Annotated in this window: 9 protein-coding genes; all 9 read left to right on the top strand. The window is 71.9% G+C overall.

Going from position 1 to position 13229, the window contains the following annotated elements; all coding sequences use genetic code 11:
• Nucleotides 1-2 precede the first annotated feature (2 nt).
• Nucleotides 3-896: a carbohydrate ABC transporter permease gene (locus tag ACIPFH_RS01715; protein WP_356264503.1), complete on the top strand. Its 894-nt coding sequence runs from the start codon at nucleotides 3-5 to the stop codon at nucleotides 894-896.
• Nucleotides 897-902: 6 nt separating this feature from the next.
• Nucleotides 903-2168 carry a 6-phospho-beta-glucosidase gene (locus ACIPFH_RS01710; protein WP_356264500.1) on the top strand — a complete coding sequence of 422 codons (1266 nt, stop codon included), beginning with the start codon at nucleotides 903-905 and terminating at the stop codon, nucleotides 2166-2168.
• Nucleotides 2159-3136, top strand: coding sequence for a BadF/BadG/BcrA/BcrD ATPase family protein (locus tag ACIPFH_RS01705; protein ID WP_356264497.1), 978 nt, complete (start codon nucleotides 2159-2161; stop codon nucleotides 3134-3136). Before ACIPFH_RS01710 ends, ACIPFH_RS01705 begins: the two co-directional genes overlap by 10 nt.
• A 224-nt stretch (nucleotides 3137-3360) precedes the next feature.
• On the top strand, nucleotides 3361-4770 hold the full coding sequence (locus tag ACIPFH_RS01700) for a hypothetical protein (protein WP_401822049.1): 1410 nt from the start codon (nucleotides 3361-3363) through the stop codon (nucleotides 4768-4770).
• Nucleotides 4771-4892: 122 nt separating this feature from the next.
• Nucleotides 4893-5924 (top strand): glutamate ABC transporter substrate-binding protein, encoded by a 1032-nt coding sequence (locus tag ACIPFH_RS01695; RefSeq protein WP_401822047.1) that lies wholly within the window; start codon nucleotides 4893-4895, stop codon nucleotides 5922-5924.
• A 66-nt stretch (nucleotides 5925-5990) separates the two neighbouring features.
• Nucleotides 5991-7328: a hypothetical protein gene (locus tag ACIPFH_RS01690; RefSeq protein WP_401822045.1), complete on the top strand. Its 1338-nt coding sequence runs from the start codon at nucleotides 5991-5993 to the stop codon at nucleotides 7326-7328.
• A 2-nt stretch (nucleotides 7329-7330) separates the two neighbouring features.
• Nucleotides 7331-10060 carry a tetratricopeptide repeat protein gene (locus ACIPFH_RS01685; protein WP_401822043.1) on the top strand — a complete coding sequence of 910 codons (2730 nt, stop codon included), beginning with the start codon at nucleotides 7331-7333 and terminating at the stop codon, nucleotides 10058-10060.
• Between the two features lie 3 nt (nucleotides 10061-10063).
• Nucleotides 10064-11722: a protein phosphatase 2C domain-containing protein gene (locus ACIPFH_RS01680; protein WP_401822041.1), complete on the top strand. Its 1659-nt coding sequence runs from the start codon at nucleotides 10064-10066 to the stop codon at nucleotides 11720-11722.
• 158 nt (nucleotides 11723-11880) lie between these two features.
• The gene (locus ACIPFH_RS01675) at nucleotides 11881-13227 is read left to right on the top strand and encodes a VWA domain-containing protein (protein WP_401822038.1); all 1347 of its coding nucleotides are present in this window, start codon (nucleotides 11881-11883) and stop codon (nucleotides 13225-13227) included.
• Nucleotides 13228-13229 lie beyond the last annotated feature (2 nt).

Raw genomic sequence — 13229 nt, 5'->3', positions numbered from 1 at the left:
ACATGACACAAGTACTGGACCGCCCCGCGGAGTTGGCGACCCCGTCCTCTCCCGCCGAGCGCACCGCCCGCCGCAAGGCGCTGCTGGAGTGGATCGCGATCCACTCCCTCGGCGTGGCCGCCGCCCTCTTCTTCACCCTCCCCTTCGTGTTCGTGTTCCTGACGTCCCTGATGAGCGACTCGCAGGCACTCAGCCGGGACCTCGTCCCGCACACCTGGGAGTGGGCCAACTACCGGAAGGTCTTCGACACCCCGGGGTTCCTCACCTGGTGGAGGAACACGCTCGTCTACGCCGGACTGGGAACGGTCCTCACGGTCGTCTCCTCCATACCCGTGGCGTACGCGCTGGCCAAGTTCCGTTTCCGGGGCCGGAACCTGACGCTCATGCTGGTGATCTCGATGATGATGCTGCCGCCGCAGGTGGTCGTCATCCCGATGTACCTGTTCTGGGCGAAGCAGCTGGACCTGTCGGGCACCCTGTGGCCGCTGATCATCCCGCTGGCGTTCGGCGACGCGTTCTCGATCTTCCTGCTGCGCCAGTTCCTGCTGACCATCCCGAACGAGTACCTCGACGCGGCGAAGGTGGACGGCTGCGGCGACCTGCGGACCCTGCTGAAGGTCGTCCTGCCGATGGCCAAGCCCGGCATAGCCGCCGTCGCCCTCTTCCAGTTCTTCGCGGCGTGGAACGACTACTTCGGCCCGCAGATCTACGCCTCCGAGAACCCGAACGCGTGGACCCTCTCCTACGCCCTGGAGTCCTTCAAGGGCGCGCACCACACCGACTGGAACCTCACCATGGCGGCCACCGTGCTGGTCATGGCCCCCGTGATCCTCGTGTTCTTCTTCGCCCAGAAGGCGTTCGTCGAAGGTGTCACCCTCACCGGAGTAAAGGGTTAACAAGCCATGAAACTCACCGTGGTCGGCGGCGGCTCGACCTACACCCCAGAACTCATCGACGGCTTCGCGCGCCTGCGGGACACCCTCCCCGTGGAGGAACTGGTCCTCGTCGACCCGGCGGGCGACCGTCTGGAACTCGTCGGCGGCCTGGCCCGGCGCATCTTCGCCCGGCAGGACCATCCCGGCCGGATCGTGACGACGTCCGACCTGGACGCGGCCGTCGAGGGCGCCGACGCCGTGCTGCTGCAACTCCGCGTCGGCGGCCAGGCAGCGCGCGAGCGGGACGAGACCTGGCCTCTGGACTGCGGCTGCGTCGGGCAGGAGACGACGGGCGCGGGCGGTCTCGCGAAGGCGTTGCGCACGGTCCCGGTGGTCCTGGACATCGCCGAACGGGTCCGCCGGACCAACCCGCACGCCTGGATCATCGACTTCACCAACCCGGTCGGCATCGTGACCCGCGCTCTTCTCCAGGCCGGCCACAAGGCGGTCGGCCTGTGCAACGTGGCGATCGGCCTGCAACGGAAGTTCGCCGCCCTGCTCGACGTCACCCCGGCCGACGTCCACCTGGACCACGTGGGCCTCAACCACCTCACCTGGGAGACCGGGGTGCGCCTGGACGGCCCCGAGGGCGACGACGTCCTCCCGGGCCTGCTGACCGCCCACGCCGACACGATCGCCGCCGACCTGCGGCTGCCCCGCGCACTCCTGGACCGCCTGGGCACGGTCCCCTCCTACTACCTGCGCTACTACTACGCGCACGACGAGGTCGTACGGGAACTGCGCACGAAGCCGTCGAGGGCGGCGGAGGTGGCCGCGATGGAACGCGAGTTGCTGTCGCTGTACGCCGACCCGACCCTGGACGAGAAGCCGGAACTGCTGGCGAAGCGAGGCGGCGCCTACTACTCGGAGGCGGCGGTGGACCTGGCGGCGGCCCTGCTGACCGGCTCGGGCAGCCCCTACCAGGTGGTGAACACCCTCAACAACGGCACGCTGCCCTTCCTCCCGGACGACGCGGTGATCGAGGTCCAGGCGGCGGTGGGCCCCAAGGGCCCGTCCCCGCTGCCGGTGGCCCCCGTCGACCCGCTCTACGCGGGTCTGATGGCGAACGTGACGGCGTACGAGGACCTGGCGCTGCGGGCGGCCCTGCACGGCAGCCGCGACAACGTCTTCAAGGCCCTCCTGTCCCACCCCCTGATCGCCCAGTACGAGTACGCCGAGCAGCTGACCGACCGACTGATCGCACACAACCGGGAGCACCTCGCGTGGGCCTGACGGCAAGCGTTCTCGCCATCGACGCGGGCAACAGCAAGACGGACGTCGCGGTCGTGGCGGCCGACGGGGAGGTCCTCGCCACGGCCCGCGGCGACGGATTCCGCCCGCCCGCCGTGGGCGTGACCGCGGCGGTGGACGCCCTGGCCGACACCGTCACGCGCGCGTACACGGCCGCCGGCGTCGGCTCGGCGGTCCATGTCTCGGCCTGTCTGGCCAACGCGGATCTGCCGGTGGAGGAGGAGCAGCTGGCGGCAGCCCTGCACGCACGCGCGTGGGGCGCCTCCGTGGACGTCCGCAACGACACGTTCGCCATCCTGCGGGCGGGCGTGGCCGACCCCCGGGGAGTGGCCGTCGTCTGCGGCGCCGGCATCAACTGCGTCGGCATGCGCCCCGACGGCCGCACCGCCCGCTTCCCGGCCCTCGGCCGCCTCTCCGGCGACTGGGGCGGCGGCTGGGGCCTGGCCGAGGAGGCGATATGGCACGCGGCGAGGGCGGAGGACGGCCGGGGAGGACCGACGGCCCTCACCGACGCCCTCCCGTCCCACTTCGGCCTGCCGTCCATGTACGCCCTGATCGAGTCCCTCCACCTGGAACACATCTCCCCCTCCCGCCGCCACGAACTGACCCCGGTCCTCTTCCGGACGGCGGAGGCCGGAGACGCCGTGGCGCGCACGATCGTCGACCGGCTGGCGCAGGAGGTGGTGTCGATGGCGACGGTGGCCCTGACCCGTCTGGACCTCCTGGAGGAGGAGACACCGGTACTGCTGGGGGGCGGAGTCCTGACGGCGGGCCACGGGCAACTGGACGACGGCGTGAGAGAACTCCTGGCCGCGCGGGCGCCGAAGGCCGTGGCCAGCGTCGTACGGGAACGCCCGGTGCTGGGGGCCGCGCTGCTCGGCCTGGACCGACTGGGGGCGGACGCCGAGGCGCAGCGGAAGGTCAGGACGCACTTCGCCTCGGGCGAGTGAGCACACCGGGGGCGCGCGGGGCCGTATCGGGATACGGCCCCGCCACCTGGGCGCGAGCAGCGCCGACGCACGCGCCCCCGAACACAACACGAGCCCCCGCGAAGGAACCGAACACCCACCCGCAGCGTATTCATGGGCAGGGGTGACTGCGATCTGATCAAGATCCAGTGAAGGCCGGTGCGCAACACCGGTCCCGCCAGCGATACTGGCGGCGGCAGCTGACCATGGGGGAGGTCAAAAACGTGGCAAACCCGGCTACAAGCACCACCGTACCGGCGCCCACGCCCGCGCCGGCACCGCCGCCTACCCGCCGTACGGCTTTCGCCGAGGGCGTCGACAAGGCGCGCGCGGCGGCGACCACCGAGCCGGGCCGGCTCCGCATCATCGGCGCCCTCCTCGCCCTCCTCGTCATCGCCTTCGGCTCCGTGACGGCCTGGCAGACGACCGACCGCGCGGCCGCCGCCGACGACGTCCTGCACAAGAGCCAGCCGCTCAGCGCGGCCGCGGCCGACATCTACCGTTCGCTGGCCGACGCCAACACGGCCGCCTCCAGCGGCTTCCTGGCGGGCGGGCAGGAGACGGCGGAGTCCCGGCAGCGCTACGAGGAGGACATCGACGAGGCCGCCTCCAAGCTCGTCACCGCGGCCAACAACGCCGACCCCGACTCGCCCTCCACGGCGGTCATCACCAAGCTGAACAAGCTACTGCCCGAGTACAAGGGCCTGGTGGAGCGTGCGCGGACGTACAACCGGCAGGGTTTCCCCGTCGGCGGCGCCTATCTGCGGTACGCGAACCAGAAGATGCAGCAGGACATGCTCCCGGCGGCCCAGAGCCTCTACACCAAGGAGAACCAGCGCCTCCAGGACGACTACGCCGACGCCACCCCCTATCCGTGGGCGGCGATCGCGCTGGGCGTCCTCGCGCTGGCCGGCCTCTCATGGGCGCAGCACCGCAACTACCGCCGTACGAACCGGGTCCTGAACCAGGGTTTGGTCGCGGCGACGGCGACCACCACGGTCGTCCTGCTCTGGCTGGTCGTCGGCCACACCGTGGCCCGCGCGGGTCTCGACGACTCCTACGACCACGGCGTCCGCTCGCTGAACGTCCTGCACGACGCCCGGATCGCCTCCCTCAAGGCACGCGGCAACGAGAACCTGACACTGGTGGCGCGCGGCGCCGAGACGGTGAAGGTGGCGGCCGACGGCGAATCGGTGACGCTAGACAAGTACGACCACGACTTCACCACCGAGATCACCACCCTCGGCAAGGGCCTCACCCTCGCGGCGAAGCTCGCCGACGACGAGGCGGGCGAGAAGCCGGTCGAGACCGCCGAGAGCAACATGCTGGAGTGGAAGAAGCGCCACACGGCGGCCCGCGCGCAGGACGACAACGGCAACTACGAGCAGGCGCTGGCCCTGGTGATCGGCGGCAAGGACGCGACCGGCGCGTGCTTCGACGGCGTCGACAAGAACCTCGCGAACGCGCTGGAGCACGAGCAGAAGGAGTTCAGGCAGGCGGCCGGGGACGGTCTGGGCGCGATGACCGGCCTGCCGATCGGCGCCGCCGTCCTCGCCGTACTGGGCGCCGCGGGCGCGGTCCTGGGCATCGGCCGCAGGCTGTCGGAGTACCGGTGAACAGGCGCGGGCCGGTGAACGGGCGCGTACCGGTGAGCCGACGCCTGTCGGCGGGCACGAAAGGGTCGGTCGGCGGGGGCGAACCGGCGGAAGGAGGCGTACCGGTGGAAGGGGGCGTGACGATGCGTGTGCGACGTGTGCGGGCCGGCCTGAAGGGCTGGGGCGGAGTGGGCGCGATGGCGGCTCTGTGCGCCCTCGCGCTGGCCTTCGTCCTGCTCCTGCCGTGGACGACCCAGTCGCCCGGCGACGGAAGCACGGGCCGGGCCGGCCAGGGCGTCGCCGAGGGCACCCAGGCGGCCGACGCCGCGTGCACGGACCCGGAGAAGCGGACGCCGACGCCGTCCAGCGCGGACGGCGCGACGATCGCCGCCATCAAGGCCCGGCAGGGCCCGAAGCGCAAGCTGATCGTCGGCGTCGACCAGAACAGCTACCGCTGGGGCTACCGCGACCCGAACAACACGGGGGCGGAGCTGGAGGGCTTCGACATCGACCTGGTCCACCGGATCGCCCAGGACATCCTCGGCGACCCGAACGCGGTCCAGTTCAAGGCCATCCCGACCAACCAGCGCATCCCGGCCATCCAGGAGGGCCGGGTCGACATGATCGTCCGCACCATGACGATCTCCTGCACCCGGCTCGACGAAGTCGCCTTCTCCGCGCCGTACTTCAAGACGGGGCAGCAGGTCCTCGCGCCCAAGTCCTCGAAGATCACCGGCTATGACGGCACGCTGGCGAACAAGAAGGTCTGCACGGCGACCGGTTCGACGGCCAACACCAAGCTGGCCGACGACAAGAAGGCCGGCCGGATCGCCTCCACCGTCGACATCTCCACCACCGTGCCCAACCAGCTCGACTGCCTGGTCCGATTGCAGCTCGGCGAGGTCGACGCGGTGGTCACCGACGGCGCGCTCGCGGCCAGTCAGGCCGCCCAGGACCCCACGGTCCAACTCAAGGGCGCCCCCTTCACGACCGAGTACTACGGCGTGGCCATGGCGAAGAAGGCGACCGACCTGGTACGCCGGGTCAACCAGATCCTGGTGGAGTACCGCGCGAGCGGCTGGCAGGCCTCGTACGACAGGTGGCTGTCGGCGACACTGGGCGGTGACGCGACGACATCGAAACCGCCCGCGCCGCAGTACCTGAGCACGAACTGACGGGTCACCGCGCAGGTCAGGCAGCGTACAGAGCCGAGTAACCGAAACAGCAGCGAGAGGTGATCGATGGGCGTCACGGGACCCCCCGGGCCGGTGATGGACCGGGACGAGGTCGACCGTGCGCTGGCGCGGCTCGGCGCGGAGCACGAGGCGATCGAGACCTCGCTCCTCGCCCTCCAGGACCACGCGGGCCGCAGACTCCTCGAAGGCGCCGAACTCACCGGCGTCACCAAGGAGCGCTGGGCGTCCGCCGAGGTGTCGATCACGCTGCTGTGGGCGTACTTCGACGCGTACACCGACGCGCTGCGCGGCGCCCGCGACATCCGCTCGCGCCGCCGCTGGTCCAGCCGCGAGGACCTGACGGAGCTGACGGAACTGCTGCGCGGCGAGTCGGTCACGGTAGCCGGGTCGATCGCCGGATCGGCGACCGCCACCGCCGAAGCGCCGACGCTGCACGGCGCGGGCAAGCTCAGCCACAGCTTCTCCCTCACCGCCCTCGTCGACCGGATGAACGAGCTCTACGCGTCGTCGCTCGACATCGTCGTGACCGCCGACGCGGTGTGGTCGGCGCTGCCTGCCCGGATAGATTTACTGGCCGCGGAGCTCCAGCGCACCCGCCGGCTCGCGCACTCCGTCGGCGTGCGCCCGGGCGAACACCCGGCGGGCGACGACCTGGAGCGCATCACCCACACCCTGACCTCCCTGCGCGAGCAGGTGGTCTCGGACCCGCTCGCCTTCTGGGTGCGCGCGCAGGGCAGTTCGGCGCCGGGCGGCGGTCGTCCGGACACCACCGTGTACGACCGTGAGGCGCGCGCCCTGGAGGACGTACGGCGGGAGATCGACGCCGTGCTGACGGTCCGCCAGGACGCGGAGCAGCGGCTGGTGAGGCTGCGGGACATCCTCAGCCGCGCCGACCGGACGCTCGCCGAGGCGCGCACCGCGCGCGGCGAGGTGCTCGCGAAGATCGCCGCGACGGAGGTGCCCGTGGTCAGCGGCCCACCGACCGTGCTCCAGGAGCAGCTCGCGACGGCCGCCGACTACCGCCGGCGCGCCCAGTGGCACCGCCTGTCGCCGCTCCTGGAGTCCCTGGAGCAGAAGGCGGAGGACGAACTGATGCGCGCCCGCGAGTCGCTGACCGCGGTCACCCAGCCACTGGCGGTCCGCGCGGAGCTGCGCGGCCGCCTCGACGCGTACAAGGCGAAGGTCGCCCGGCACGGGCTCGCCGAGGACCCGTTCCTCATCGAGCGCTACGACGCGGCGCGCCGCATGCTGTGGAGCGCGCCCTGTGATCTGCGCGTCGCCGAACAGGCCGTCCTGCGTTACCAGCGGGCGGCGGCCGAACTTCTCACGGCGCCACGCGTGCCGGAGCAGGGCGGACCTCAGGACCGTAGGGGGGAGCAGTAGCCATGAGTCAGGCAGGGCAGTCGTGTCAACGGCCGGGCTGCGAGGGGTCGTACGAGGATGTGGGCGGCGGCGAGCTGTACTGCGACACCTGCGGTCTGGCCCCCGTCGTCTCGTCCGGGAGTCCCTCGTCCGGGGGAGGTCTGGTCGGCTCGCCGCCGACCGGGGTGACCGGAGGCGGCAAGGGCGCGGCGGGCAGCGCGAGTTCACGCTCCAGCGGGCGCAGCGCGCGCAGTACCCGTACGTCGTCGCAGTCGTCGAAGTCGCGCCGCTCGGTGTCCGGGCGGCTGTCGCGGTCCCTGTCGGGCACGTCGACGGGCCGTTCGGTGTCGGTGCGCAGCTCCGGCTCGACCGCCGGCTCCTCCGGGCGGGCCCGGCTCGGCGTCGGACTGGTCGCGGTGCCGCAGGTGCCGAGGCCCGACCCGCGCGCGATGGTGCAGGACAACCCCGAGGTGCCCGAGCGCAAGCGGTTCTGCTCGCGCTCCGACTGCGGGGCCCCGGTGGGCCGCTCGCGCGGCGAGCGGGAGGGACGCACGGAGGGCTTCTGCACCAAGTGCGGCCACCCGTACTCCTTCATGCCGAAGCTGAAGGCCGGCGACGTCGTGCACGGCCAGTACGAGGTCGTGGGCTGTCTGGCGCACGGCGGCCTCGGCTGGGTCTACCTGGCCGTCGACCGCGCGGTGTCCGACCGGTGGGTCGTGCTGAAGGGCCTCCTGGACACGGGTGACCAGGACGCGATGGCCGCGGCCATCTCCGAGCGCCGCTTCCTCGCCGAGATCGAGCACGCCAACATCGTGCGGATCTACAACTTCGTCGAACACCTCGACCAGCGCACCGGCTCCCTCGACGGCTACATCGTCATGGAGTACGTCGGCGGCAAGTCCCTGAAGGAGATCGCCAACGACCGCCGTACACCGCAGGGCAAGCGGGATCCGCTCCCCGTGGAGCAGGCCTGCGCCTACGGCATCGAGGCGCTCGAGGCGCTCGGCCATCTGCACAGCCGCAACCTGCTGTACTGCGACTTCAAGGTCGACAACGCGATCCAGACCGAGGACCAGCTCAAGCTGATCGACATGGGCGCGGTCAGAAGGATGGACGACGACGAGTCGGCCATCTACGGCACGGTCGGCTACCAGGGCCCGGAGGTCGCGGAGGTCGGCCCGTCGGTCGCGTCCGACCTGTACACGGTGGGCCGTACCCTCGCCGTCCTGACCTTCGACTTCCAGGGCTACACGACCGTCTTCGTCGACTCCCTGCCCGACCCCGACAACATCGAGGTCTTCCGCCAGTACGAGTCGTTCTACCGGCTGCTGGTCCGCGCCACCGACCCCGACCCGGCCCGCAGGTTCGCCTCCGCGCAGGAGATGGCGGAGCAGCTCACGGGCGTGCTGCGCGAGGTCGTGTCGCTCCAGAGCGGCCGGGCCCGGCCCGCGCTGTCGACCCTGTTCGGGCCGGAGATCAAGGTCACGGACACCGAGCTGTTCCCGAAGCTGGACGGGGAGGTGTCACAGCTGGGGTCGCGGGTCGCCGTCAAGTCGTCGCGTCGGTCCGGTGGTTCGGGGTCCGCGACGGCCCTGGCGGGCGGCCCGGGCAGCGCGTCCGCGTCCCCCGGCACCGCCCCCGCCCTGCCCGGAGTGGCCCCCGCCTTCGCCGGCACGGCTACGGCCCTCTCCGGCGCCGCGGCTCCCGCCCTCCCGGGCGCCGCCGCCGCGTTCACCGGCGGCGCGCTGCCGAGTACCGGCGGCGTCGCGTCGGCCGGTACCGGCAGCACCGTCGCCGGGAGCGTCGTCGCCCCCGGCCTCGTCAAGACGGTTCCCGCGCCCGCCGCCTCACTCGCGCTGCCCGTTCCGCACGTCGACGCCTCCGACCCCAACGCGGGTTTCCTGGCCGGCCTGCTGACGTCCGCGCCGACCGAGCTGATCACGGCTCTCGCGGCCGCGCCGGCGCCGTCCGTCGAGACCCGGCTGCGGCAGATCCGCGCCTGGCTGGAGAACGGCGACCACCAGGCCGCCCTCATGTCCCTCCAGAAACTGGACGGCGAACGGCCCGACGACTGGCGGGTGGTCTGGTACCGGGGCGTGACCTCGCTGGTCACCGGCGACCACGAGGGCGCCGCGCTCGCCTTCGACGCCATCTACGACGCCTTCCCGGGCGAACCCGCGCCGAAGCTGGCCCTCGGCCTGTGCGCGGAGGTACTGGGGCAGCTGGACAACGCCGCCGAGTACTACCGCCTGGTGTGGTCGACCGACCCGAGCTATGTGAGCTCCGCGTTCGGCCTGGCCCGCGTGCAGCTCGCGGCCGGGGACCGCAAGGGTGCCGTACGGACGCTGGAGTCGGTGCCGGAGTCGTCCATCCACTACACGGCGGCCCGGGTGGCGGCCGTGCGCGCCCGGCTCCGGCAGCGGACGGCCCTCGCCTCCGACGTACCCTTCCTGGAGGACCTCACCGCCGCCGCGGCCCAGGTCGAGGCGCTCGACGCGTACGGTCTGGATCCGACGCGGCGCGAGCAGTTGTCCGCGGAAGTCCTCGGCAGCGCCCTCGACTGGATACTCTCCGGTGGCCAGGGCGCGGGCCCGGCCGCCCGCGTGCTGCTCGGCAGCGAACTGGACGAGCGGGGGCTGCGCTTCGGCCTGGAGCGCTCGTACCGCACGCTGGCCCGGCTGGCGACGGGCGGCGAGGAAAGGATCGACCTGGTGGAACGTGCCAATCGTTACCGCCCCCGGACGTGGGTGTAGTTGATGTCGCAGATGCCCCGGCAGGCCGCCCTGCCGACGTGTCCGAGCTGCGCGGAGCCGCTCGACGCGGGTGACCGTTTCTGCGGTGCGTGCGGATACGACCTGTCCGCCGTACCGCGGCGCCCGGACGACCACCCGACCCTCACGATGAACGGCTCGGCCCAGCCGGCTCCCGCGCAGGCGCCGACGGGTCCGACGGGTCCGACGGTGAGCGGTACGGCCGTGCCGGGCGCCGGTGTGAGCGGCGCGGGTGCGAGCGGAGCCGGCTTCAGCGGCGCTGGTCACACCGGCGCAGCCGCGAGCGGTGCCGCCGGTTTCAGCGGTGCCGGTGTGAGCGGTGCCGCCGCCGCGGCGCTGCCGCCGGACGGCGCGGTGCCGCCACCGTCGTTTTCCGGAACGCCGGCGCCTTCGGGTTCCGGAGTGCCGGAACCGCAGGGCTCCGCGGCACAGGTGCCGCCGGGTTCCGGAGTGCCGGTGCCGCAGAACTCAGGAGCACCGGTGCCGCCAGGATTCGGAGCACCGGTGCCGCCGGGTTCCGGAGCGTCCGTGCCGCCCTCCCCGGGCTCCCCCCTCCCGCCGCCCGCCACCGGATCCCCCGCCCCGGGCGCACCCGTCTCCGGCGCACCCGGTGTCACCGAAGGCGCCGGTGCCTCCGGTGTGCGGTTCGACCGGCCTTCGGAGCCCGACGAGTACGCCCTTCAGGCGCCGGATCCCCGGGTGGCCGCCGCGGTGGCCGAGACCGAGACCGCGCAGGTGTGCGTGGCGTGCCGGGCGGGCCGGGTCGACGACGACGGGTACTGCGAGAACTGCGGACACGCCCAACCGCGCGAACGCGACCACATGGAGCTGGAGTCGGGTCCCATGGCCGCCGTCAGCGACCGCGGTCTGCGTCACCACCGCAACGAGGACGCCTTCGGCCTCGGCCGCGCCGCCCTGCCCGACGGCTCCCCCGCGCTCGTGGCGATCGTCTGCGACGGCGTGTCCTCCGCGACCCGCCCCGACGACGCCTCCCTCGCTGCGTCCAAGGCGGCCAGGGAGTCGCTGCTCGCAGCCCTGCCGCAGGGCACGCACCCGCAGCAGGCCATGCACGAGGCGATCGTCGCCGCCTCGTACGCGGTCAACGCGCTGGCCGACGAGCCGGCCACGGCCCGCGAGCACGCCCCGCACCAGAACGCCCCCGCCTGCACCCTCGTCGGGTCGATCGTCACGCCGGGACTGCTCGTCGTCGGCTGGGTCGGCGACAGCCGCGCCTACTGGGTCCCGACGGACCGGAGTTCGTCTCCGGCCCGGCTCACCGAGGACGACTCGTGGGCCGCGCAGATGGTCGCCGCGGGTCTGATGAACGAGGCGGAGGCCTACGCCGACGAGCGCGCCCACGCGATCACCGGCTGGCTCGGCGCCGACGCCTACGAACTGGAGCCGCACACCGCTTCCTTCAAGCCGGACCGGCCTGGTGTGGTGGTGGTGTGCACGGACGGTCTGTGGAACTACGCGGAGGCCGCCGAGGAAATGGCCGAGGTCGTCCCGCCGGACGCCTGCGCACGGCCGCTGCACAGCGCACGCGTCCTGGTCGGCCACGCCTTGGACGGCGGGGGCCACGACAACGTAACAGTGGCCGTCGTGCCGTTCCCCGCCCCCGCGCAGGGGGCAGGATCGGCCTGAGGCCGCAAACAGGGAAACACCGGAGACATCGGAAACACGGGGAAACACCGGAAACACGGGAAGCACGGGGAAGCACGCGTACGGACCGGTGGGGACCGGTCCGTAGCCACACATCACCCCACGAACACGTGGGGCTGCCGAGGGGGATTTGAGTAGGCATGGCCAATTTCTCGAAGTCGAACGTGCCGCAGTTCTCGGTGGACGTCTATCAGAACGAGTACCTGCCGGAAGGCGGCCGCGAGGTCAACGCGATCGTCACGGTCACCGCCACCGGCGGCGGCACGGTCGGCAGCGCGGCAGCCGCGCCGCACCTGTACTCGCCGAGCCAGGGCCCGTCCGCCGCCGTGGCGATCATGGTGGACTGTTCCGGCTCCATGGACTATCCGCCGACCAAGATGCGCAACGCCCGCGACGCCACCGCCGCCGCCATCGACACCCTGCGCGACGGTGTGCACTTCTCGGTGATCGGCGGCACGCACGTCGCCAAGGAGGTCTACCCGGGCGGCGGCCGGCTCGCGGTGGCCGACGCGACCACCCGTCACCAGGCCAAGCAGGCACTGCGTCGGCTGAGCGCGGGCGGCGGCACGGCGATCGGCACCTGGCTGCGGCTGGCCGACCGGCTGCTGTCCACAGCGGACGTCGCCATCCGGCACGGCATCCTGCTCACCGACGGCCGTAACGAGCACGAGTCGCCACAGGACCTCAAGGCCGCCCTCGACGACTGCGCCGGACGTTTCACCTGTGACGCCCGTGGCGTGGGCACCGACTGGGAAGTGAAAGAAGTCACAGGGATCGCCTCCGCCCTGCTCGGCACCGCCGACATCGTCGCCGACCCGGCCGGTCTCGCCACCGACTTCACGCAGATGATGGAGACGGCGATGGGGAAGGAGGTCGCGGACGTCGCGCTGCGGCTGTGGACCCCGGTCGGCACCGCCATCAAGTTCGTCAAGCAGGTCGCGCCGACGGTCGAGGAGCTGACCGGACGCCGCACGGAGGCGGGCCCGCGCGCGGGCGACTACCCCACCGGTTCCTGGGGCGACGAGTCCCGCGACTACCACGTGTGCGTCGAGGTCCCCTCCGCGAACGTCGGTCAGGAGATGCTCGCCGCCCGCGTCTCGCTGGTCATTCCGCAGCCGGAGGGCCCGGCTCAGAACCTGGGTGCGCAAGGTCTCGTGAAGGCCGTCTGGACCGACGACATGTCCGCCTCCACGTCGATCAACCCTCAGGTCGCGCACTACACGGGCCAGGCCGAACTGGCACAGGTCATCCAGCAAGGGCTTGACCTTCGCAAAGCGGGCGATATGGATGGAGCAACGGCCAAACTGGGCCGTGCGGTTCAGCTCGCGAGCGCCTCGGGGAACGGTGATACTGCGAAACTGCTTGCGAAGGTGGTGGACGTGGTCGATGCCACGACAGGTACTGTGCGACTGAAGGCGAAGGTCACGGACGCCGACGAGATGACGCTCGAGACCCGGTCCACAAAGACTGTTCGTGTAAAGAAGTGACC

The sequence above is a fragment of the Streptomyces sp. NPDC088157 genome (assembly GCF_044741545.1).
GTDB lineage: Bacteria > Actinomycetota > Actinomycetes > Streptomycetales > Streptomycetaceae > Streptomyces.
This window is presented reverse-complemented; position numbering and strand designations above follow the sequence as displayed.

Coding starts and splice junctions, on each gene's coding strand:
- ACIPFH_RS01715 (WP_356264503.1), top strand. CDS start 3: ATGACACAAGTACTGGACCGCCCCGCGGAGTTGGCGACCCCGTCCTCT.
- ACIPFH_RS01710 (WP_356264500.1), top strand. CDS start 903: ATGAAACTCACCGTGGTCGGCGGCGGCTCGACCTACACCCCAGAACTC.
- ACIPFH_RS01700 (WP_401822049.1), top strand. CDS start 3,361: ATGGGGGAGGTCAAAAACGTGGCAAACCCGGCTACAAGCACCACCGTA.
- ACIPFH_RS01695 (WP_401822047.1), top strand. CDS start 4,893: ATGCGTGTGCGACGTGTGCGGGCCGGCCTGAAGGGCTGGGGCGGAGTG.
- ACIPFH_RS01690 (WP_401822045.1), top strand. CDS start 5,991: ATGGGCGTCACGGGACCCCCCGGGCCGGTGATGGACCGGGACGAGGTC.
- ACIPFH_RS01685 (WP_401822043.1), top strand. CDS start 7,331: ATGAGTCAGGCAGGGCAGTCGTGTCAACGGCCGGGCTGCGAGGGGTCG.
- ACIPFH_RS01680 (WP_401822041.1), top strand. CDS start 10,064: ATGTCGCAGATGCCCCGGCAGGCCGCCCTGCCGACGTGTCCGAGCTGC.
- ACIPFH_RS01675 (WP_401822038.1), top strand. CDS start 11,881: ATGGCCAATTTCTCGAAGTCGAACGTGCCGCAGTTCTCGGTGGACGTC.